The 19,321-nt window shown below is 62.9% G+C and carries 14 protein-coding genes, 1 tRNA gene and 1 riboswitch; of the genes, 11 read left to right on the top strand and 4 right to left on the bottom strand.

The annotated features are described in order from the left end of the window. The first annotated feature begins 61 nt into the window (after positions 1–61). From DZK26_RS01355 to DZK26_RS01340, 4 genes are all read left to right on the top strand, one after another. Entirely contained in the window at positions 62–406 is a 345-nt protein-coding gene (locus tag DZK26_RS01355; protein WP_116897119.1) for a DsrE/DsrF/TusD sulfur relay family protein, read from the top strand. A 407-nt stretch (positions 407–813) separates the two neighbouring features. Continuing rightward, a complete protein-coding gene (locus DZK26_RS01350; protein ID WP_181918257.1) occupies positions 814–2,370 on the top strand; it encodes a diguanylate cyclase in 1,557 nt (518 codons plus the stop codon). A gap of 270 nt (positions 2,371–2,640) precedes the next feature. Beyond that, positions 2,641–5,502 carry a PAS domain-containing protein gene (locus DZK26_RS01345; RefSeq protein ID WP_181935604.1) on the top strand — a complete coding sequence of 954 codons (2,862 nt, stop codon included), beginning with the start codon at positions 2,641–2,643 and terminating at the stop codon, positions 5,500–5,502. Beyond that, positions 5,480–6,733: an EAL domain-containing protein gene (locus tag DZK26_RS01340; RefSeq protein ID WP_116897116.1), complete on the top strand. Its 1,254-nt coding sequence runs from the start codon at positions 5,480–5,482 to the stop codon at positions 6,731–6,733. The genes DZK26_RS01345 and DZK26_RS01340 overlap by 23 nt, the downstream gene beginning before the upstream one ends. 105 nt (positions 6,734–6,838) lie before the next feature. Here the strand turns inward: DZK26_RS01340 and DZK26_RS01335 are convergent. Both DZK26_RS01335 and DZK26_RS01330 read right to left on the bottom strand, forming a co-directional pair. Continuing rightward, positions 6,839–6,915 (bottom strand) — tRNA-Arg (locus tag DZK26_RS01335). A 41-nt stretch (positions 6,916–6,956) separates the two neighbouring features. After that, a complete protein-coding gene (locus tag DZK26_RS01330) occupies positions 6,957–9,221 on the bottom strand; it encodes a bifunctional diguanylate cyclase/phosphodiesterase (protein ID WP_147306589.1) in 2,265 nt (754 codons plus the stop codon). A 188-nt stretch (positions 9,222–9,409) separates the two neighbouring features. On the opposite strand from DZK26_RS01330, the gene DZK26_RS01325 reads away from it, so the two are divergent. Together DZK26_RS01325 and DZK26_RS01320 are read left to right on the top strand one after the other, a co-directional pair. Then, entirely contained in the window at positions 9,410–9,829 is a 420-nt protein-coding gene (locus DZK26_RS01325; protein ID WP_116897114.1) for a hypothetical protein, read from the top strand. A 70-nt stretch (positions 9,830–9,899) separates the two neighbouring features. Then, positions 9,900–10,409, top strand: a complete 510-nt coding sequence (locus DZK26_RS01320) for a cytochrome c5 family protein (RefSeq protein WP_116897113.1) — start codon at positions 9,900–9,902, stop codon at positions 10,407–10,409. Here DZK26_RS01320 and DZK26_RS01315 read toward each other — a convergent pair. Next, positions 10,385–10,993, bottom strand: coding sequence for an ACP phosphodiesterase (locus tag DZK26_RS01315; protein WP_116897112.1), 609 nt, complete (start codon positions 10,991–10,993; stop codon positions 10,385–10,387). The two genes, DZK26_RS01320 and DZK26_RS01315, sit on opposite strands and share 25 nt — an antisense overlap. Before the next feature lie 89 nt (positions 10,994–11,082). On the opposite strand from DZK26_RS01315, the gene DZK26_RS01310 reads away from it, so the two are divergent. Continuing rightward, a complete protein-coding gene (locus tag DZK26_RS01310) occupies positions 11,083–11,742 on the top strand; it encodes an alpha/beta hydrolase (RefSeq protein ID WP_116897111.1) in 660 nt (219 codons plus the stop codon). Beyond that, positions 11,742–12,830: a cell division protein ZapE gene (zapE, locus tag DZK26_RS01305; protein WP_116897110.1), complete on the top strand. Its 1,089-nt coding sequence runs from the start codon at positions 11,742–11,744 to the stop codon at positions 12,828–12,830. Before DZK26_RS01310 ends, zapE begins: the two co-directional genes overlap by 1 nt. Positions 12,831–12,995: 165 nt before the next feature. On the opposite strand, the gene DZK26_RS01300 is transcribed toward zapE, so the two are convergent. After that, positions 12,996–13,589 carry a TetR/AcrR family transcriptional regulator gene (locus DZK26_RS01300; RefSeq protein WP_116897293.1) on the bottom strand — a complete coding sequence of 198 codons (594 nt, stop codon included), beginning with the start codon at positions 13,587–13,589 and terminating at the stop codon, positions 12,996–12,998. Between the two features lie 121 nt (positions 13,590–13,710). Between DZK26_RS01300 and DZK26_RS01295 the strand changes: the two genes are divergently transcribed. The 3 genes from DZK26_RS01295 to DZK26_RS01285 all read left to right on the top strand — a co-directional run bounded on the left by DZK26_RS01295 (position 13,711) and on the right by DZK26_RS01285 (position 19,290). Further along, positions 13,711–14,589: an alpha/beta fold hydrolase gene (locus DZK26_RS01295; RefSeq protein WP_116897109.1), complete on the top strand. Its 879-nt coding sequence runs from the start codon at positions 13,711–13,713 to the stop codon at positions 14,587–14,589. A 3-nt stretch (positions 14,590–14,592) separates the two neighbouring features. Beyond that, entirely contained in the window at positions 14,593–17,076 is a 2,484-nt protein-coding gene (locus tag DZK26_RS01290) for an acyl-CoA dehydrogenase (protein WP_116897108.1), read from the top strand. Between the two features lie 77 nt (positions 17,077–17,153). Beyond that, positions 17,154–17,373: riboswitch (cobalamin riboswitch) on the top strand. 135 nt (positions 17,374–17,508) lie between these two features. Beyond that, positions 17,509–19,290, top strand: a complete 1,782-nt coding sequence (locus DZK26_RS01285) for a TonB-dependent receptor domain-containing protein (RefSeq protein WP_116897107.1) — start codon at positions 17,509–17,511, stop codon at positions 19,288–19,290. Positions 19,291–19,321: the final 31 nt, after the last annotated feature.

Below are 19,321 nucleotides of genomic sequence, written 5' to 3'. Positions count from 1 at the left end.
CTGATCGACTTCTGATTCTGCTATTCTAGCGTTTAATAGAATGATAGCAAGGAGCGCCGGAATGAAGACACTGATCATCATCAACGATCCCCCTTATGGGACAGAACGGCTCTACAACGGACTGCGGCTTGCCCATGCACTGATAAAGCATGACGGCGAGGTCACTGTCTTCCTCATGGGTGATGCCGTTTCGGGCGCCAAGCGGGGCCAGAAGACCCCGGACGGGTTCTACAATGCCGAACGCATGATCAAACGGGTCGTCGCCAAAGGGCAGGCCTTGCTGTGCGGGACATGTCTCGACGCTCGTGGAATCACCGAAGAGGAGTTGGTCGACGGCAGCCGGCGCAGCACCATGGACGAGCTGGCCAAGGCCACCGAAGAAGCCGACAAGGTACTGGTTTTCTGACCAGAGCATGCCTGCCGTTGCCCTGAAAGGTGAGGGGCGACAACCGACTGAGATTGCACAACTAGATTCGCATCGCACCAGGATTCGATGAGCGCAACCGGGCACCCGCTCCGCGGCCCCGCCGGTTTGCCAGGGGTCAAGCGCAGTGCACGGGTCCAGTAAAATCCCTTGCAACCCTCGCAGCCTCGTTTTGACTTTTCCTGATCTCGTGAAGCTATTTATCAGTGCCCAAAGGTCCGTGGAAAGCCTACTTCCGGGCCAGGATGCTGCGGCGCAATCAGCTCTGCGTGGCGCAGCCGTAAGGTAACCCTGCTACGATCTTTCAAGTATGTTGGGGATTATTCAGCAGCGCGGCATGAAATATGCATACATGGTTATGCCCAGTCGAGCAGACCTCGGCACAACTCATGCTGCAATCGGAGTATTTGATGGCCCCTCTTTCTCTCGTCGTGATTCAACGCATGGCAATCGTTGGGGGTGGCTACTTTCTCGGCGCCTGGTTCGGGGTGAACTACACGATCACCCCTGGCGGCATCGCGGTGCTCTGGCCGCCCAATGCCATGTTGCTTGCGGCCTTTCTGCTATGGCCGCCGCGCCAGTGGCCCTGGCTCGCGCTGGCCGCCCTGGCTGCCGAACTGGTTGCCGACATACCCGCATTCCCGCTCTGGGCCGCCATCTCCTTCGGGCTGATCAATGTCTTCGAGGTCACGCTCGCGGGTTTACTGATCCGCCATCTATGCGGTGAGCGCTTTACGTTCGGTCGCCTTCACGAGGGACGCGCTTTTCTCCTGAGCGGTCCGCTACTGGCCTCGGCGTTGGCGGCTGCGCTCGGTGCGACGATTTACGTCATACTTGGCCGTGCTGACGGCGGCTATGTCGGAGCATGGCGGACCTGGTGGTTCGGCGATGCGCTAGGCCTGCTGGTACTGACCCCGGTACTCGTCACGGCTACACGCTGGTTTGAACAGAATCGTTGGCCGCGGCCATCGCTTCGGCAGTTGATGGAGTTCCTGGCACTAGCTGGGCTCGTTACGGCAATGGGCGTGCTCACCTTCATTCAGAACGATCCGGGCGCCCTGCAGTTCTACTTCGCGCCAATCCTGCTGCTACCGCTTGGCCTTTGGGCGGCTCTGCGTTTCAAAGTGCACGTTGCTGCCCTGATCGCCGCTCTGATCTCCTTGCTGGCCGTGAGCCATCTGGTTGCGGGAATCTACCCCTATCCGCAGGTCAGTTCCGGACAGGCAGTCTGGTTGACTCAGGAATACCTTGGCATTGTCGTCGTGGTAACCGTGGGACTGGCAATCCTCATGCACGAACTCAGGGAGCAGCGGGAACAATTGTTGGTACAGGAGCTCGATCTGCATGCGTCCAACGTGCGGCTGGAAGCGGTTGTCGACGAGCGAACGAACGAGCTCAAGCGCACCAACGAAAAGTTGCACAAGGCAAATCAAAGACTGAAGGCTCTGGCGACAACCGATTTTCTCACCGGATTCTCGAATCGCCGCCATTTCGAGGAACTCGGTCAGCGTCAACTCAAGCGAGTAGCTGCTGCCAGCGAAAGCGCCTCCCTGATCACGTTCGATCTGGATCGTTTCAAGCAGGTCAATGACCGCTACGGTCATAGCATGGGGGATGAGGTTTTGCGGCAACTCTCCAATTCGGTCAACAATGAGCTACGCCCGTCCGACCTGTGTGGCCGCTCAGGCGGGGAGGAATTCGTCATTCTGCTGATGCAGGCTGACTCAAACCAGGCATGCCAGGTAGCCGAACGGATCCGGCTGGGCATAGAAGCGCTGAATATCGAGCATCAGTCACAGGTAATCCGGGTGACGGCCAGTTTTGGTGTGGCCGAATGGAACGGCCACGAAGCACTCGACACACTGATGCAAAAGGCGGATCGCGCCCTCTACCGCGCCAAGCGCCTGGGACGCAATCGGGTTGAGGCCGAGCAACGGGAAAGGTGATTCAGCGCCAGCACAGATCGATTGGGAACTGACATGAATGTCTTTTCATCTGTGTGTGGTAGCGTACAGCTTGATATGTAAATCCTGCGCAGTGTCAGCAGCTTTGAGCTGGACTGATGGATTTGAAGGGATTTCCATGGGGAAACATGCATTGATTGCTCAGCTGCCGGTTGCACCGGCGGTCGGCAATATCGAGCGGCCCGCTTTCCGGTGAGTGCTATGCTCTTTCAACGCCTTGTACGGCATCGCCGGTCGATACTCTTTCTCGCTGTGCTGGTCGCTGCCCTGGCGTGGCTGGAATATCGGACCACGGATCCGTTCTTCCTGACGCTTGCGATTGTGCTGCTGGGGACGGCAGCTGTCATCCTGCTGATCAGCATGCGCCGGCGCACCAGGCAGAAAATCACCGAAATCACCGACAGTATTCCCTGCGTGGTCTACCAGTTCCGGCGCCATTCCAACGGCGATTACCGCTTCACTTTCGTCAGCGCCGGCATCCGGGAACTCGTGGGGCTGGAGCCGGAGCAGGCCGTCGCCGATGTATCCCGCGTATTCGAACAGGTCCTGCCCGAAGATCTGGACCGCCTGTATGAAGCTATCGAGCATTCAGCCGAACGCCTGGAGCCGTTTCGATTCGAATTCCGCGCACGCCATGCCGATGGCAGCATCCACTGGATGCGCGCCAATGCCAACCCGCGTCGCAAGTCCAATGGCACGGTGGTCTGGAATGGCTACTGGGTTGACATTACCCAGCAGAAGGAGGCCCGGCGTGCGCTGACTTTTAGCGAACAGCACCGAAAGATGGCAGTCGAAGTGAGCGGGCTCGGGACCTGGACGTGGGATGTACCCAGCGGCAAGGTCACCTGGTCGGGCCGCACTTTGGAAATCTTCGGGATCGACTCTGCCGAGGAGCCGACGTTCGACCGCTTCCTGAAGCTCGTTCATCACGAGGACCGTGCTCGAGTCGAAAGCGCCATACAGGAGTCGATGGCTAACCATGCCGAGTACCAGGTGTCCTTCCGCCTCGTGCGCCCCGACGGCACCATTCGGTGGATTTCGGCTGCAGGCCGTGTTTTCTATGACAACCGGGATGAGCCCTTGCACATGGAAGGCATCGTGCTCGACATCTCGGAGTACAAGGTGATCGAGGAGCGCCTGGCCTCGAGCGTGGCGCTGCTGACCACCCAGCAGGAAGTGTCGCCGGACGGCATCCTGGCCACCGATTCTGATTTTCGGGTGATTTCCTTCAACCGCAGATTTGCCGAGATGTGGCAAATAGATCCGTCGCTGCTCGAATCGGGTTCCGGCCAATCTGTTCTGGAACACATGCGCACGAAGTTGGCCGATCCGGAGAGATTTTCCGGCGACGTTGATGAAGTACTCGACAAGTATCAGGGCAAGAGCTTTGAGGAATTCCAGCTGGCCGACGGCCGCATTCTCGAGGAGTTTTCAGCACCCATGCCGGATGCCGAGGAAAGAGATCGCGGGCGCGTCTGGTACTACCGGGACGTCACACACCGCAAGCGTTCTCAACAAGCCCTGCACGAAGCCAAGGAGGAGGCCCAGGCAGCCAACCGGGCCAAGAGCAATTTCCTGGCGACCATGAGCCACGAAATCCGCACGCCCATGAACGGGGTGCTCGGGATGCTCGAACTGCTGAGCTTGGGGGAACTCGACGCGGAGCAGCGCACCACGGTGCGGGTCATCCATGAGTCGACCCGATCCCTGCAACGATTGATCGACGACATCCTGGATTTGTCCAAGATCGAGGCCGACAAACTCGATATTCATCCGGAGCCTGCCTCTATCGAACAACTCATGAGCGATGTTCACGCCCTGTTCTCGGGCGCGGCGATCAGCCGGGGGCTCGATTTTTCCTGCTCGGCCAACCCGGATATCCCGCCGGCCGTTTGCGTCGACAGCCTGCGGCTGAAGCAGATTCTCAACAACCTGATTTCCAATGCGCTGAAGTTCACCCCGTCCGGAGAGATCCGGGTCCGTGCCGAGCGGGTCCGGTCCGATGACGAGAACGACCGTGTCCGATTTTCCGTCGCCGATACCGGCATCGGCATTGCGCCGGACGACCAGGCGCGATTGTTCGAGCCCTTTACCCAGGCCGACGAGACCATCACCCGCAATTTCGGCGGCACCGGGCTGGGTCTGACCATCTGCAAGCGCCTGGTGGAACTGATGGGCGGCGTCATCGAGCTCGACAGCGCGCCCGGTCGCGGCACGACCATGACATTCACCATGCCGCTGGAGCGCGCCGACGCGGATGAGTTGCCCGAGGACCACGATCCGGAAGATGTTGTATTGCCGGGCCCTTCCTTCAGACGTGGTCGCCCGACACCGTCTGTCCAGGCGGCCGAAGAGGAAGGCACCCTCGTGCTGGTGGTCGATGACCATCCGACCAACCGGCTGGTCCTGGTGCGCCAGCTCGATGCGCTGGGCTATGCCGCGGAAACGGCCGAGGACGGCGAGCAGGCGCTGGATTTATGGAAAACAGGGCGATATGGCCTGCTGCTGCTTGACGTGAACATGCCGCGGATGGACGGGTTCGAAGTGACCCGCAAGATCCGTGAACTGGAAGCCGATGATGATGGCGACTCGACTCCCGTGATCGCCTGGACCGCCAATGCGCTTCGCGGCGATGCCGAGGCCTGTTTCCTGGCCGGCATGGACGACTACCTGTCCAAGCCGGCCGAACTGGTCGAGTTGAAGGAAAAGCTGGATTATTGGCTGCCCATCAACGGCGAAGATGAGGGCGAAACGCCGGATTCGGGCGCCGCGCCGGCGGACGATTCGGGCCCGATAGACCGCTCAGTGCTGGCTGTTATTGCCGGCAATGATGCGGCTTCGGTTCGCGAAATTCTCAGCGATTTCGGGCAGGCCAACGAGTCTGACGTTACGAGCCTCGAACAGGCGGTGTCGGAGGAGGAAGCCGAGGCAGTGCGGCGCGCAGCGCATCGGATCAAGGGCTCGAGCCGGATGGTAGGGGCAAAAGGACTGGCTGAAATCAGCGAACAACTCGAGCATGCGGCGGGCGCCGCGGACTGGGAAGGCATTCACTCCGGACTCCGCGAACTCAAAAAAGAACTGGAGATTGTTGATGACTATATCCGAAGAGTCTGAACCTCGAGCGGTTATCCCGCCGGGATTGCGCCTTTTGGTTGCCGAGGACCATGATTTCCAGCGCCGGATGATCGTCGAAATGCTCCGGAATCTCGGTGCGGCTGAAATTCACGAAGCCGCTTGTGGCACCGAGGCGCTGGAAACGCTCGATCGTGTCGACCAGGCGGTCGACATCATCATCAGCGATCTCGACATGCCGGGCATGGACGGTATGGAATTGCTGCGCCATCTCGGTGAATCAGGGTGCCCCGCTTCGCTCATCATTGCCAGTTCCATGGACCGGTCACTGGTCCGCACGGTGCTGTCCATGGCGGGCGCCTACAATATCAATCTCCTCGGCGCCATTGACAAGCCGCCCGCCCCGGAAAGCCTGGCCCGCCTGATTGCATCGCATGACCCTGATCGCAATGTTCGTGCACGATCCCGGCCCCGGGGTTTGGCGTTCAGTCTGGATGAGGTGCGTACGGGCCTGGAACAGGAGCAGTTCGAGCCGTTTTTCCAGCCCAAGATCGCATTGGCCACCGGCGCGGTCACCGGGCTGGAGGCACTGGCGCGCTGGCGCCATCCCGAGCATGGTGTAGTCTCGCCCTACGCCTTTATCGAGACCATCGAGGAAAACGGCCTGGTCGGCAAACTGACCCGGACCATGGTTGATAAGGCAACGGGATGGTGCCGTTCCTGGCGCGACGGCGGCCACGATGTCAGTATCGCCATCAATGTTTCAATCCATTCATTGGCCAACCTCGGCCTGGCCGAACGGCTGACCCAGGATGTGGTCCGGCAGGGGCTCGAACCACGCCATGTCACGGTAGAGATCACCGAAACGGTGGCCATGACCGATGTCGGCAAGGTACTGGAAAACCTGAGTCGCCTGCGCATGAAGGGCTTCGCCCTGGCCATTGATGATTACGGCACGGGTTACTCCTCCATGCAGCAACTCGACAGAAGCGCAGCCTCCGAACTCAAGATCGACCGCGCGTTTGTCACCGGCGCCCATCGGCGGGAGTCGAGCCGGGTCATCCTCCAATCCAGCCTGGAAATGGCCGCCCGCCTCGGACTGGTGACCGTGGCCGAGGGTGTCGAGACGCAGGATGAATGGGATCTCCTGAGTGAATTCGGCTGCGACCAGGCCCAGGGCTACATGATTGCCCGCCCCATGCCGGCCGAAGAAGTCGGCGACTGGATCGCCGACTGGCATTCAAAAGGACGTTATGGCCTGGTGGGGAAATAGGCCCGGGGTTCTATCCCGATCGCACGGATGCTTTCCCTAAGGCCTTTTTCAGCCACAGGCACGTACGAAGCAAACGGCAATAATTGCTTGAGAAACAGGGGAATCTGGCGCGCCCGACAGGATTCGAACCTGTGACCTTCGGCTTCGGAGGCCGACGCTCTATCCAGCTGAGCTACGGGCGCGATGGGGCGGTATTGTAACCGATAGGCACAGTGCCAACACCTCAGTCCCGGGAAGTGGCTCGCCACGGTTGTTGCCCGCCAATCATCTGTGCAATTTCGTCGGCCTCGACCGGCCTGGCAAACAGGAATCCTTGGGCGAATGAACAGCGGTAGCTTGCCAGCAGGGCCAACTGTTCGTCCGTTTCGACGCCTTCGGCAACCGTCTGCATGCCAAGGTCGGCAGCCAGGCTGCAGATGGTTCGCGTAATGGCCTGGTCCTCGGGATCGGAGACGATATCCCGAACGAAACCGCGATCGATCTTGACCACCGAAATCGGGAAGTTCTTGAGATAGCTCAACGAGGAATAACCGACGCCGAAATCGTCGACAACGATGCGGATGCCGATCTCGTCGAGCTTGTGCAGCATGCGGCGGTTACTGGCGAGGTTTTCGATCAGCACTTCCTCGGTGATTTCGAGGTGCAGCTGTTCCGGCTCGATGCGATGCTGGTGCAGCAGTATGCTGAGCTGCTCGGCGAACCCGGCCTCGTGAATCTGCGCACCCGAGACATTGACGGCCAGGCCGGGCAGGTCCTCGGAAAGCGATTTCCATTGCGCCAGGTCCGAGAGCGCACGATCGAGGGCGAATTCTCCCAGCCGACCGATGATGCCGGTCTCTTCGGCGACCCGGATGAATTCCTGCGGCGGCACGGGATAGCCGTCACGGTGGTCCCAGCGCAACAGTGCTTCGACCCCGCTCATGGACAGGTCACGGACATCGACGATGGGCTGGTAGACGACCCGGAAGTTGCCGTCTTCGAGCGCGTGCCGGATATCACGGCTGAGGTTCAGTCGATGCTGCGCCTGGGCGAACATTTCGCGGGTGAAAACGGCGAACTGGTTGCGTCCGGCGTTCTTGGCCTTGAACAAGGCGGTGTCGGCGTTCTGGATCAGCTCGTTGACCGAGCGCCCCGATTCAGGATAGTAGGCGATCCCGATGCTGCCGGAAATGAACAGCCGGTGGTCCTCCACGGCGAAGCCGGCATCGAGTGCGTGCAGGATATTGCCGGCAAGCTGCTCGACCTGCTCGCGGTCGGCCCGCTCGACGGCGATCAGGAATTCGTCGCCGCCGTGGCGGCCGACGAAATCCCGATCGCGCAATATACCGGCGAGTCGGCGCGGCACCTCGCACAAAAGCTGGTCGCCGAGCTGGTGACCGAGGGAGTCGTTGATGTCCTTGAACTGATCGAGGTCGAGGAAAAGAACGGCCAGTTGGGCCTGGCGGTCACCGTGATTCTCGATCATGTCGGCGAGGAACTCTGAAATTCCCGAGCGATTGGGCAGACCTGTCAGGCTGTCGTGATTGACCAGGAAACTCAGTTCGCGCTCGGCGGCTTCCCGCTCGCCGATTTCCTGCTCAAGCCGGCGGTTGGCCCGGGCCATCACCCGTGCCTGATCGCCGGCATTGAGGCCCAGATAGACCACAGCCGCCAGCAGCAGGGACAACAGGATCCCGCTGACCAATACCACTTCCGGCATGGCCGAACTCAATTGTTCGCGAATATCATCGCTGACGGCAAATTCGAACAGAAACCCGGTCTCGTCGTCGTCGAGATCGACCGTAAAGCCGGCATCCCATTGCGACGGTGCGGCCTGTGGCGGATAGGGATACACGTCGCGCCCACGCGCGACGGCATGCAGGTCGAGCGATTCCCGGAACAGGGCGGGAATCATGGCATCGATGGCATCCGGAATGTCCATGGTCGTCGCCACGTAGCCGGCGTGCCGCTCATTGGTGCCGATCGGGATGATCAAGCTGATACCCGGACGTCCATCGGGCAGGAAGCGGGGTCGCGTGGCGGTTATTTCGCCGGTCGCCCGGGCGCGTGCCAGAGCCGGCCGGTACTCCTCGCCAACCGGAAAGATCTCGCCCGGCGCGACATGACCTTCACCGCGATGGCGAATCCACAACACCTCCAGCGCAGGATCCAATACCGCTAGGGTCCGATAGTAGCCGTAGTGGTCCAGAAACAACTCGGCATTGAGTTGCCAGCCCCCGGCGTCTTCAATCCCGTTATGGGCCAGGCGCGCGGCCATGCGTCGATGGGCGTTCATCTGCTCGCCCAGATCGGCGAGCATGTCGACTTCGATGTAATCGGCCAGATTGTCGACATAACGCGCCAGCGAATCGACTTCGGCCGACTGCAGCCCGCGATAGAGAAACAACGTGCCCGCGATCCCGGCCAACATCAGCAGGCCGGCCACCCAGGGACGCCATCGTTCCACGCGCTTCAATGACGCACCGAACTCGGAATCGATCAATGTCACGCGGTGACCTCCGCATACAGTGATGGGATCGGTGGCTGAATGGGCATGAAATGGCGAACCCTTTGGGGACCCGGGCTATGCTGGTTTGGATTCCGGATGAGGCGGCAGTATATCGCAACCGCCCAAAGCGACGCAGAGCCCCGGGGTACTGGTAGACTCAGCCGGGAATTCATCGATAGTGAGCGTGGATGCGCGTTCTCCTGGCCCTGTGCGCCGGCCTGCTCGTCAGCGTGATCCTCATCGAGGCGATCTCGGCCGGCCTGCTGGTTCTGCTTCCGGAATCGATTCTGCGAGTCGAAGCCGGCGATGGTTTCGGCCAGGCGCTGGTATGGCCGTTGTTGCCTGTTCCGGCCCTGGTCTGGATAGCCGGTGGCCTGTTCGGTGGCATGATGACCGCCGCCCTGGCGCCGCGTATCGGCTGGGGCCTGTGTACGGGCGCGCTTCTGGGCCTGCCGGCTTTTGTGCTGGTGGGGCTGACCACGCCCGGCAACCCGTTGGCCCTGTTGGCGAGCGCCCTGCCGCTCGCCGGGTCCGCCGCCGGAGTCGCTCTGGTTGCGCGGCTGCAAGATGAAGAGGCCACTGTATCCACAAACCACCAGGCGGTATAATTGCGTCTTTGCGGTCCTGCGACGGTGGGGCACATTCTTCTACTCAATTCAAGCGTGAGGTCTGTCCGGCGTGTCCGAGCAACATGATCGTCAATTCATCCAAACATTCAGCGCGGTGCTGGCCGGGCTGGTCGCCTTTACCGTGGTCATCATCGTGCTGGCTCTGATCATCCACAATCGCGAATTCGACGGCGAGCAGAGCGCCGCGCGCCAGGCTGCCGTGGAGGAACGACTGCAGCCGGTAGCCGGTGTATACGCTGGCGAGACCGGCCGGGCTGCCGCTCAAGCTGCGGCCGAAGAAGCAGCCGCCGAAGCCGAGCCACAGGTGGCCTTCGACGGCTCGACCGACGGGGAAATGATCTACAACCAGGTCTGCGCGACCTGCCATGACGCGGGCACGGCCGGCGCCCCCATGCTCGAAGCCGGCGACTGGAGCGATCGACTCGACAAGGGCCGTGAGACCCTGGTGACCCACGCCATCGACGGCTTCAACGCCATGCCGGCCCGCGGTGGCCGCTCGGATCTCAGCGACGAACAGGTCGCCGCCTCGGTCGACTACATGCTCGACCAGGTCGAGTAGAGCCGGGCCCGCTCATCCGCTACACGGCCCAGCAGGTCCGGGAACAGTTCCAGAAACGCTTGTTCGATGGCGGCTTCGTGCTCTTCGAGCAGGCGTGCGCCGTCGGCCAGTGGCCAGTGGCGACCGTGGCGACGGGCCAGCAGCCCGAAAATTTCCTCGAGCATGTCGCGCTCACCGTAGCGCTGCCACAACCCACGCCCTTGGGCCCACAGGCTGAACCTCACCAGCCTGGCCGGCAGCCGGGGTCGATGCCGCGCCAGCAACAGGTCGATCTCGCAACCGAGGCGCCCGAGATCGGTCGGACCGAATCGCGACCAATGCCGCGTGAGCATGTGATCGAACAGCACGTCGTAGATGACGCCGCCGTAGCGGCGCCACGGCGGATCGAGGCGCTCGAGCAGGCCGAGCACAGCCGGATGAGCATCGCTGATTGAATCGATCCTGCGGTGCAGCTCCACCCCGGCGGCCCAGCTGGCCGGAAGCTCGTCGAGGGCCTGCCGACCCTTGACGTGGTCGCCCAGGAACGCCCCGAGCCGAAGCCCTTCCTCGGGGCCGGCGAGCACGACATGTGCGAGATGATTCATGCCAGTCAGGATGACCTGCAGGGGCCGCAGCGGGTGAGTTATGATAACGCTCCCGCGCGAGCGGCGCTGGCAACCGTCAAGGACCCTTCATGGACACCGACCCGGCCCACTTCCCGAGCGAATCCACGGAATTTTTCATCACCGGCCCGGCCGGCCGCATCGAATGCCTGGCCGACGTGCCGGAAGGCGAGGACGAACGGCCCGCCACGGCCGTGCTCTGTCACCCGCATCCGCAACACGGCGGCACCCTGCGTAACAAGGTGGTCACCATCATGGAACGCAGCCTGCGCGAGCTCGGCCTGCGCACCGTCCGCTTCAACTTTCGCGGGGTGGGCGACAGCGAGGGCGAGTTCGACGACGGCGAAGGCGAATCAGACGACCTCTTGGCAGTGATCGACTGGGTTCGCAAGGTTCGGCCCGACGACGATCTCTGGCTGGGCGGCTTTTCCTTTGGATCCTATATCGTGCTCAAGGCCGCCCAGGATCTGCCGGTACGCCAGCTCATCTCCATCGCTCCTCCGGTGGAACGCTACGGCTTCGACGATCTTCAGCCGCCCAACTGCCCATGGCTCGTCGTTCAGGGCGACGAAGACGAAGTCGTCTCTCCCGAGGCCGTCTACGACTGGGCCGAAAAGCTCGGGCAGGACGCCAACCTCGTGGTCATGGAGGGTACGGGTCATTTCTTCCATCGTCGCCTGATGGACTTGCGCGGCCTGATCAAGAACCACGTCCAGCCCAACCTGCCCTAATGACCGAACGCGGTCCGCTCGCGCGCTACCGCGCCCTCCTCGAAAACGACCAGCTGCAGCCCGACGCGGCCCAGCAGATCGCGATCGAACGGCTCGAGCAACGCTACGCCACACTGGTGGACAAACGCACCGGGGTGATCGACCGCTGGCGCCGGCGGCATCCGCCGGTCGAGGGACTCTATGTGCACGGCCGGGTCGGACGCGGCAAGACGATGCTGATGGACCTGTTCGCCGAAAGCCTGCATCAGGCTGGCGTCGCGACCTGGCGCATCCATTTCCACCGTTTCATGGACCACGTTCAGGACACGCTCAAGAGGCACGGCCGCCAGCGCGACCCCCTGCCGGCCATGGCGCGCACCATCGCCGGACGTTGCCGGGTGCTGTGTTTCGACGAGTTTCACGTCAGCGACATCGCCGATGCCATGCTGCTGGCCGGACTGCTCCAGCCGCTGTTCGGGCGCGGGCTGTGCCTGGTCGCGACCAGCAACACCGAACCGCGCGACCTGTACGCCGGCGGACTCCAGCGCAAGCGCTTCATGCCGGCGATCGAGGCAATCGAGCGCCACTGCGAAGTTCTGGAGCTCGATGCAGAAACGGACTATCGCTTGCGCGAACTCAGCCGGCACCGGATCTACTATCACCCGATCAGCGATGACACGCGCGAGGAAATGGAAAGCGAGTTCGCCTCGCTCACCCGGGGCGAACCGTCCAGCAACCGGACCCTGGAAATCAGGGGCCGAACGCTCGAACCGCTTCGCCGCGCCGGGCCTGTCGCCTGGTTCGATTTCGAAACGCTATGCCTCGGCCCGCGCTCCAGCGGCGACTACATCGAACTGGCCCGTCGCTTCTCCACGCTGTTTCTCAGCGACATCCCGGCCATGGACGAAGCCGACAACGACGCCGCAAGACGATTCATTCACCTGGTCGACGAGTGCTACGACCGCGCCGTCAAGCTGGTTGTCTCGGCCGAGGTGGCCCCGGAAGCGCTCTACCGGGGCAAGCGGCTGGCCGCACCCTTCGAGCGCACCGTCTCGCGGTTGATCGAGATGCAGAGTCACGAATATCTGGGGCGGGAGCATCGACCATGATCGGTGGTCTGAAAGTTGGTTGGCTGGTTGGCTGGTTGGCTGGTTCGGCAGATTACGTTCCCCGGATTTCTTTCAAGCCCTTTTGTTGCCGCCGAATCATCGCGGCGCAGCCGCCCCGCAAACCCAGAAGTTGCCGAACTAGCGAACAAGCGAACAAGCCAACCCTCAAACCTCGATTAGGGTCTCGATCACGTGCTGGACGTAGGCGTCGAAGTCCGGCTCGTCCTTGTCCGGCACCAGGCCCTGCGCCTGGAGCTGCAGGTAGCCCACGTAGGAGGAGTACATCAGGTTCGCACGATGTCGCGCCTGGATGCCCTGCAGACCCAGTTCCTCGAGTGCGGCGCTCAGGTACTTGACGCGCCGTTGGGTCACACGCCGAAGCACGGGGCCGATACAGGGATGGTCGGGCGTGGCGCACAAGGCCACGTAGATCCGGTGAGTCAGCGTCTGCCGGCTGGTCCGCCAGACAAAGTCGGCCAGACGTTCGGCCGGGGCATTGCCGGCACTCAGCGACAGCTTGAGATGCTGGCGGTCCTGGCGCTCCCATCGCTCTAGCGCCTTGGCCAGCAATTCATCACGGCCGGGAAAATGCCAGTAGAAGCTGCCCTTGGTGATCCCCAGGCGTCGGGCCAGCGGCTCGACACGGAGCGCGGCGATGCCTTTCTCGGCGATCAGCTCCAGGGCTTCCTGCTCCCAGTCAGCCGGTGTCAACGAAGACTTTTCGCCGCCACCGTTACGCTTTGTACTTGATTTGGCCATGATGATCCGCGATGGTATCTCTTGGGGTTTGGTCGACCAATTCAGCACTTGTTAACGGGCCGCACCGAACCAATATGAAAGCTGATTGACTAAATAACAGGGTAAACCCATACTCTGCCGTATGGAAGCTGTACGCAAACTCAACGACGATATCCGCCGGCGCCAGATCTGGACCGATGATGGCATCCGCCTGAGTCTTCGCTATTACGGCGACGACCGGGCGCCGTGCGTGCTCATGGCCCATGGCTTCGGCCAGACCCAGTATGCCTGGGAAGAGACCGGACGACTGCTGGCGGCCGCCGGCTGGCAGGCGGTTAGCTACGACGCCCGGGGTCACGGCGAAAGCGACCGGGCGCCCAGCGGGGAATACGACTTCGAGCAGTTCATCGAGGACTTCCGGCGGGTGTGCGCTTCGTTGCCCAATCGCCCGGCCGTCATCGGTGCCTCCATGGGTGGCCTGACCGCGCTGCTCGCACATTCGGAAAAGCCCAAGGTCGATCTGACGTCGCTGGTGCTGGTCGACATCGCACCGCGCTGGGACGACAGTGGCGTGGAAGCCATGCTCGCGTTCATGCGCCAGAATCCGAAAGGGTTCGAGACGCTCGACGATGCCATCGAGGCCGTGCGCGGCTTTCTGCCGCATCGACGCCGCAACGGATCGAACGACGGACTGACCCGCAACCTGCGCCAGGCCAGCGATGGCCGCTGGTACTGGCACTGGGATCCGGCCATGCTGGCGCTGGCCGAAAAGAGCAGCAATCTGCAGTCGCGCCTGAAGTCGGCTTCGCGCCGGCTCAAGATTCCGACGCTCCTGGTCGCAGGCGGCCAGAGCGAGATGATCGGCCAGGAGCACATCGAGGAATTCCTCAAGCTGGCCCCGCACGCCGAACAAGCCATGGTGGAAGACGCCGCCCACATGGTGGCCGGCGACCGCAACGACCACTTCATGGGCGCCGTAACGCCGTTCCTCAAACGGCAGGCTGCGCAAGGAGCAACCTAGATCATGAGCCTCATCCTGTTTTTGCTGGCCCTGCTTGTCGCCGGGCTGGCTTGCGCCTATTTCCGCGCCTCCGCCACGATCTGGTCGGTCGTGACTGCCATCGTCGGGCTCGGTTTCACCATCGCGGGCGAGCCGGGCTGGATCAGCCTGACCCTGTTCTGGCTGATTTTCCTGCCGCTCGCGGCGTTACTCAACAACCGCAGCTGGCGGCGTGAATTCATCACGCGTCGCGTACTGGAAAGCTTCAAGGGCATGGTGCCCACGATTTCGGACACCGAGCAGGTCGCGCTTGACGCCGGCACGGTCGGATTCGAGGGCGAGATCTTCGGCGGCAATCCGCGCTGGAGCCGCTTCGTCAAGAAACCGCTCCACGAGCTCAGCACCGAGGAGCAGGCTTTCATCGACGGACCGGTCGAAGAGTTGTGCGGCATGATCGACGAGTGGGAATTCACCCACTACCGGGCCGGCACCTCCGACGAAGTCTGGGAACACCTGAAAAAGAACAAGTACTTCGGCATGATCATTCCGAAGGACTACGGCGGTCTCGGTTTTTCAGCCGTCGCCCACCGCGCCGTGCTCGAGAAGGTGGGCGGCCTCAGTTCCACCGTCGGCTCGATCGTCGCCGTGCCCAACTCGCTCGGCCCGGCCGAGCTGCTGCTGCACTACGGCACGGATGAGCAGAAAAATCATTACCTGCCCAGGCTCGCTTCCGGCGAGGAAATTCCCTGCTTCGGCCTGACCAGCACGGTGGCCGGCTCCGATGCCACATCCATCGCCGACTACGGCGTCGTGTGCAAGGGCCAGTTCAACGGCAAGGAAACGCTGGGCATCAAGCTCAATTTCGAAAAGCGCTACATCACGCTGGCACCGCTGGCCACCGTGGTCGGCCTGGCCTTCCGCCTCTACGATCCCGACGGCCACCTCGGTGATACCGAGGACATCGGTATTTCCGTGGCCCTGCTGCCCGCCGACACGCCGGGCATGGAGATCGGCCGCCGGCACTTCCCGCTCAACAACCCGTTCCCGAACGGACCGATCGTCGGCAAGGATGTATTCGTGCCGCTCGACTACCTGCTCGGCGGCACCGACTACGCCGGACATGGTTGGCGCATGCTGGTCGAGTCCCTGTCGGTGGGTCGCGCCATTTCGCTGCCGTCATCAACCACCGGCGGCGCCAAGGCGGCCACCATGGTGACCGGTTCCTACGCCCGTATCCGCAAGCAGTTCGGCCTGCCCATCGGCCGCTTCGAAGGCGTGGAGGAAGCGCTCGCACGCATGGCCGGCTACACCTATGCCATCAGTGCGCTGAGTCGCCAGACCGCATCGTCGGTGGACGACGGCGAGCGCCCGGCCGTGCCCGGCGCGATCGCCAAGTACCATTCAACGGAGATGAGTCGCGAAGTCCTTCGCGACGCCATGGACATCCACGGCGGCAAGGGCATTATCCTCGGCCCGAAGAATTACCTCGGGCGCGCCTGGGAAGGGGCGCCGATCTGGATCACCGTCGAAGGCGCCAACATCATGACGCGCTCGCTGATGATCTTCGGCCAGGGTGCGATTCGCTGCCATCCCTACGTGCTCAAGGAGCTCGAGGCGCTGCAGATCGAGGACGAAGAAGAGCAACTCGTCGAATTCGACAAGCTGCTGTTCGCGCACATCGGCCACTCCATTTCCAGCGCCACGCGCGCTTTCGTGCTGGGCCTGAGCTTCGCGAAGTTCGCGGCCGTGCCGGGCGACCGACGCACGCGCAAGTACTTCCGCAAGCTCAGCCGCTACAGCGCCGCGTTCGCCTATCTGGCCGACATCGCCATGCTGACCTACGGCGGCAAGCTCAAGCAGAAGGAAAAGATTTCCGGGCGCCTGGGCGACGCGCTCAGCCAGCTCTACATTGCCTCGGCCATGCTGCGCCGCTTCGAGCATGAAGCACGGCCGGCCGCCGACCAGCCGATCATGGCCTGGGCCTTCCACGACGCCATCCACAAGATCCAGCGTGCGTTCAGCGACACGATCGACAACTATCCCATCGGCTGGATGCGTCCGCTGCTGCGCCTGGTGGTCTTCCCCCTCGGCCAGCGTGAGCGCGCACCCAACGACCGGCTGGGCCACAAGGTAGCCGCGCTGCTGCTGTCGCCGTCGGACACCCGCGATCGCCTCACTCGCGGCTGCTACAAGACCGCCCGCGAAGGCTACTGGCCCGGCATCATGGAAGAACTGCTGCCCGACGTGATCGCCGCCGAGCCGATCGAGCGCAAGATGCTCAAGGCCGAACGCGCCGGCCAGATCACCGGCTACACCTTTGAGGAGCGCCTGGAGCAAGCGCGCGAGAAGGACATCCTGACCCAAAGGGAAGCCGACATGCTCGCCGATGTGCGCAAACGCAGCATGGAAGTCATCGCCACCGACGATTTCGACATCGCCGAGCTGCAGGCCGGCCTGACCGAACACGGCGACAAGGTCCGCGGCAAGCGCAAGCCCAAGGCCGCCTGACCAAGACCGCTCCGGTCGGCGCTGTCGCACCGACCGGCTCCTTGCGCTACAATGATTCGCGCCGGTCGGCATCGCCACCGGCGCTTTCTTTTGAAAGCTCAAAAACCGCAACAGGTGTTACGGGAAACCGGTGTGAGTCCGGTACTGCCCCCGCAACTGTAACCGGCGTCGGCGCAGGGCCGATGCGGCTGGAAGGATCCACTCCGCGCGAACAGCGGGGGAAGGTTCCAGCCCGGGCTTCTCCAACCGAGAGGCCTGCCGGAAGTCAGGAGACCGGCCTGCTGCATCGGCGGGAGCCTCGAGAGGCTCCCTGTACACAACCGGGTTGCGGCGGGCGACCGGTGTCGAAGACAATCGGGCTCCTGCCCTGTCCTTGGCTCCCTGCACGCTCTCCCCGGTTCAATGCGCGGGTGAGCGCAAGGAGCACAATTCATGCAAGGCAATCCCTTCGGCTTGCTGGCAACCGCCGGCATGCTCTTCATCGGCGGCCATGCCGTCGCCCAGACCACCTACGAGGGCGAACCCATCCAGGTCACGGCAACGCGTGCCGAACAGGCCGTCGACGACTCCCTGGCCGCCGTGTCGGTCATTACGCAGGACGAAATCGCGCGCAGCCAGGCACCCGACCTGCTGGAATTGCTGCGTCTCGAGGCGGGCATCGACATCGCCCGCAGCGGCGGCCCGGGCGGGCAGACCAGCGTATTCATGCGCGGGACCAATTCGAATCACATGCTCGTTCTGGTCGACGGCGTGCGCGTGTCTGCCGCGGGAACCGGCGGCTTCACCTGGGAAATCCTCGACCCGTCCATCATCGAGCGGATCGAGATCGTGCGCGGCCCGCGCGCAGCGCGCTGGGGCTCGGACGCCATCGGCGGCGTCATCCAGATCTTCACCCGCCTGCCCGACGGCGGTGCAGCGCGTGCGGCCTACGGTCGCTACGACGACCGGCAGCTTTCGGCGCATTTCGGCAACGGGTTTCTCGGGCTCAACGTCGCCGGCCGCAGCGTCGAGGGATTCTCAGCGCAAAACCCGCAGGGATCTGCGTATGACCCCGACGACGACGGTTTCGACAACCTCAGCGTCAGCGCCCGGGGAGATTACCGGCTCGGTTCGGGCGACCTCTCCTGGTCGGCACGCCTGGCCGACGGCGATGTCGAATTCGACCAGGGCGAGTCCGACTTCCTCAACTACGCGTTTCGCGGCGCCTACAGCAAGAACACCGATGGGCCCTGGGCCTGGAACGCCTCGGCGGCCTTCTACCGCGACAACCTGGAGACCGACAACGGCTTCAGCATCTCGGAGGCGGCCACCCGCCGCATCCAGACCGGCTTCCAGGCCGAACGCGAAGTCGGCAACGGCACGACCTGGCTGCTGGGTGCCGATGCCTGGCATGTCGAGGGCGACACCAGTGCCTCCTTCGACGAGGATCGCGAGAATGTCGGCATCTGGACCGGTCTCGACGGCACGCATGGCGTCTTCTCCTGGGAAGCCAGCCTGCGCGGCGATCACGACAGCCAGTTCGGATCGGCGCTGACCGGCAATCTCGCCGGCGGCTGGCGCATTTCCGAATCCTTGCGCCTGTCGGCCAGCCTGGGCCGGGCTTTCCGAGCACCGAGTTTCAGCCAGCTTTACTCACCCGGCTTCGGCGGGCAGTTCGCCGGAAACCCGGACCTCGACCCCGAAACGTCGCTCAGCGGCGAGCTCGGGCTCGACTGGTTCGGCCCCGGCGGTCACGGCCTGGGCCTGAGCGTGTACCAGAACGAAGTCGAGGACCTGATTGCCTTCTCCGGTCCCGATTTTCAGGCCATCAACATCGAAGATGCCCGCATTCGCGGCGCGGAGTTGAGCTATCGCTTCACTTCGGGCCACTGGCGGGCCGAGTCGAACCTGACCTGGCAAGACGCCGAGAACCGCACCCAGGCCAGCGATCTGCTACGCCGCGCCGACATCAAGGGCTCCCTCAGTGTCGACCGAACCTTCGGCAATGATGGCTGGCTGGGCGCGGAGATCGTGCATGTCGGCGAGCGACCCGATTTCGGCGTCGAACTGGCCAGCTACACGCTGGTCAACCTGCGCGCCGGCTGGCCGCTGGGCGCAGGCCTGACACTGGAAGGAAGGCTCGAGAACCTGACCGACGAGGATTACGAACCGCTTGCCGGCTTCAACGCCCATCGGCGCGCCGCCTTCGTGGCCCTGCGCTGGCAATCCCCCTGAGTTGGAACAATCGATCCGGGCCGGAACACTC

This window comes from Wenzhouxiangella sp. 15190 (assembly GCF_003417465.1).
Classification (GTDB): domain Bacteria; phylum Pseudomonadota; class Gammaproteobacteria; order Xanthomonadales; family Wenzhouxiangellaceae; genus Wenzhouxiangella.
This window is presented reverse-complemented; position numbering and strand designations above follow the sequence as displayed.

What these genes read in the sequence shown, in the direction of transcription:
- DZK26_RS01355 (WP_116897119.1), top strand. Translation starts at nt 62, where the DNA reads ATGAAGACACTGATCATCATCAACGATCCCCCTTATGGGACAGAACGG.
- DZK26_RS01350 (WP_181918257.1), top strand. Translation starts at nt 814, where the DNA reads ATGCTGCAATCGGAGTATTTGATGGCCCCTCTTTCTCTCGTCGTGATT.
- DZK26_RS01340 (WP_116897116.1), top strand. Translation starts at nt 5,480, where the DNA reads ATGACTATATCCGAAGAGTCTGAACCTCGAGCGGTTATCCCGCCGGGA.
- DZK26_RS01325 (WP_116897114.1), top strand. Translation starts at nt 9,410, where the DNA reads ATGCGCGTTCTCCTGGCCCTGTGCGCCGGCCTGCTCGTCAGCGTGATC.
- DZK26_RS01315 (WP_116897112.1), bottom strand. Translation starts at nt 10,993, where the DNA reads ATGAATCATCTCGCACATGTCGTGCTCGCCGGCCCCGAGGAAGGGCTT.
- DZK26_RS01310 (WP_116897111.1), top strand. Translation starts at nt 11,083, where the DNA reads ATGGACACCGACCCGGCCCACTTCCCGAGCGAATCCACGGAATTTTTC.
- zapE (WP_116897110.1), top strand. Translation starts at nt 11,742, where the DNA reads ATGACCGAACGCGGTCCGCTCGCGCGCTACCGCGCCCTCCTCGAAAAC.
- DZK26_RS01300 (WP_116897293.1), bottom strand. Translation starts at nt 13,589, where the DNA reads ATGGCCAAATCAAGTACAAAGCGTAACGGTGGCGGCGAAAAGTCTTCG.
- DZK26_RS01295 (WP_116897109.1), top strand. Translation starts at nt 13,711, where the DNA reads ATGGAAGCTGTACGCAAACTCAACGACGATATCCGCCGGCGCCAGATC.
- DZK26_RS01290 (WP_116897108.1), top strand. Translation starts at nt 14,593, where the DNA reads ATGAGCCTCATCCTGTTTTTGCTGGCCCTGCTTGTCGCCGGGCTGGCT.
- DZK26_RS01285 (WP_116897107.1), top strand. Translation starts at nt 17,509, where the DNA reads ATGCAAGGCAATCCCTTCGGCTTGCTGGCAACCGCCGGCATGCTCTTC.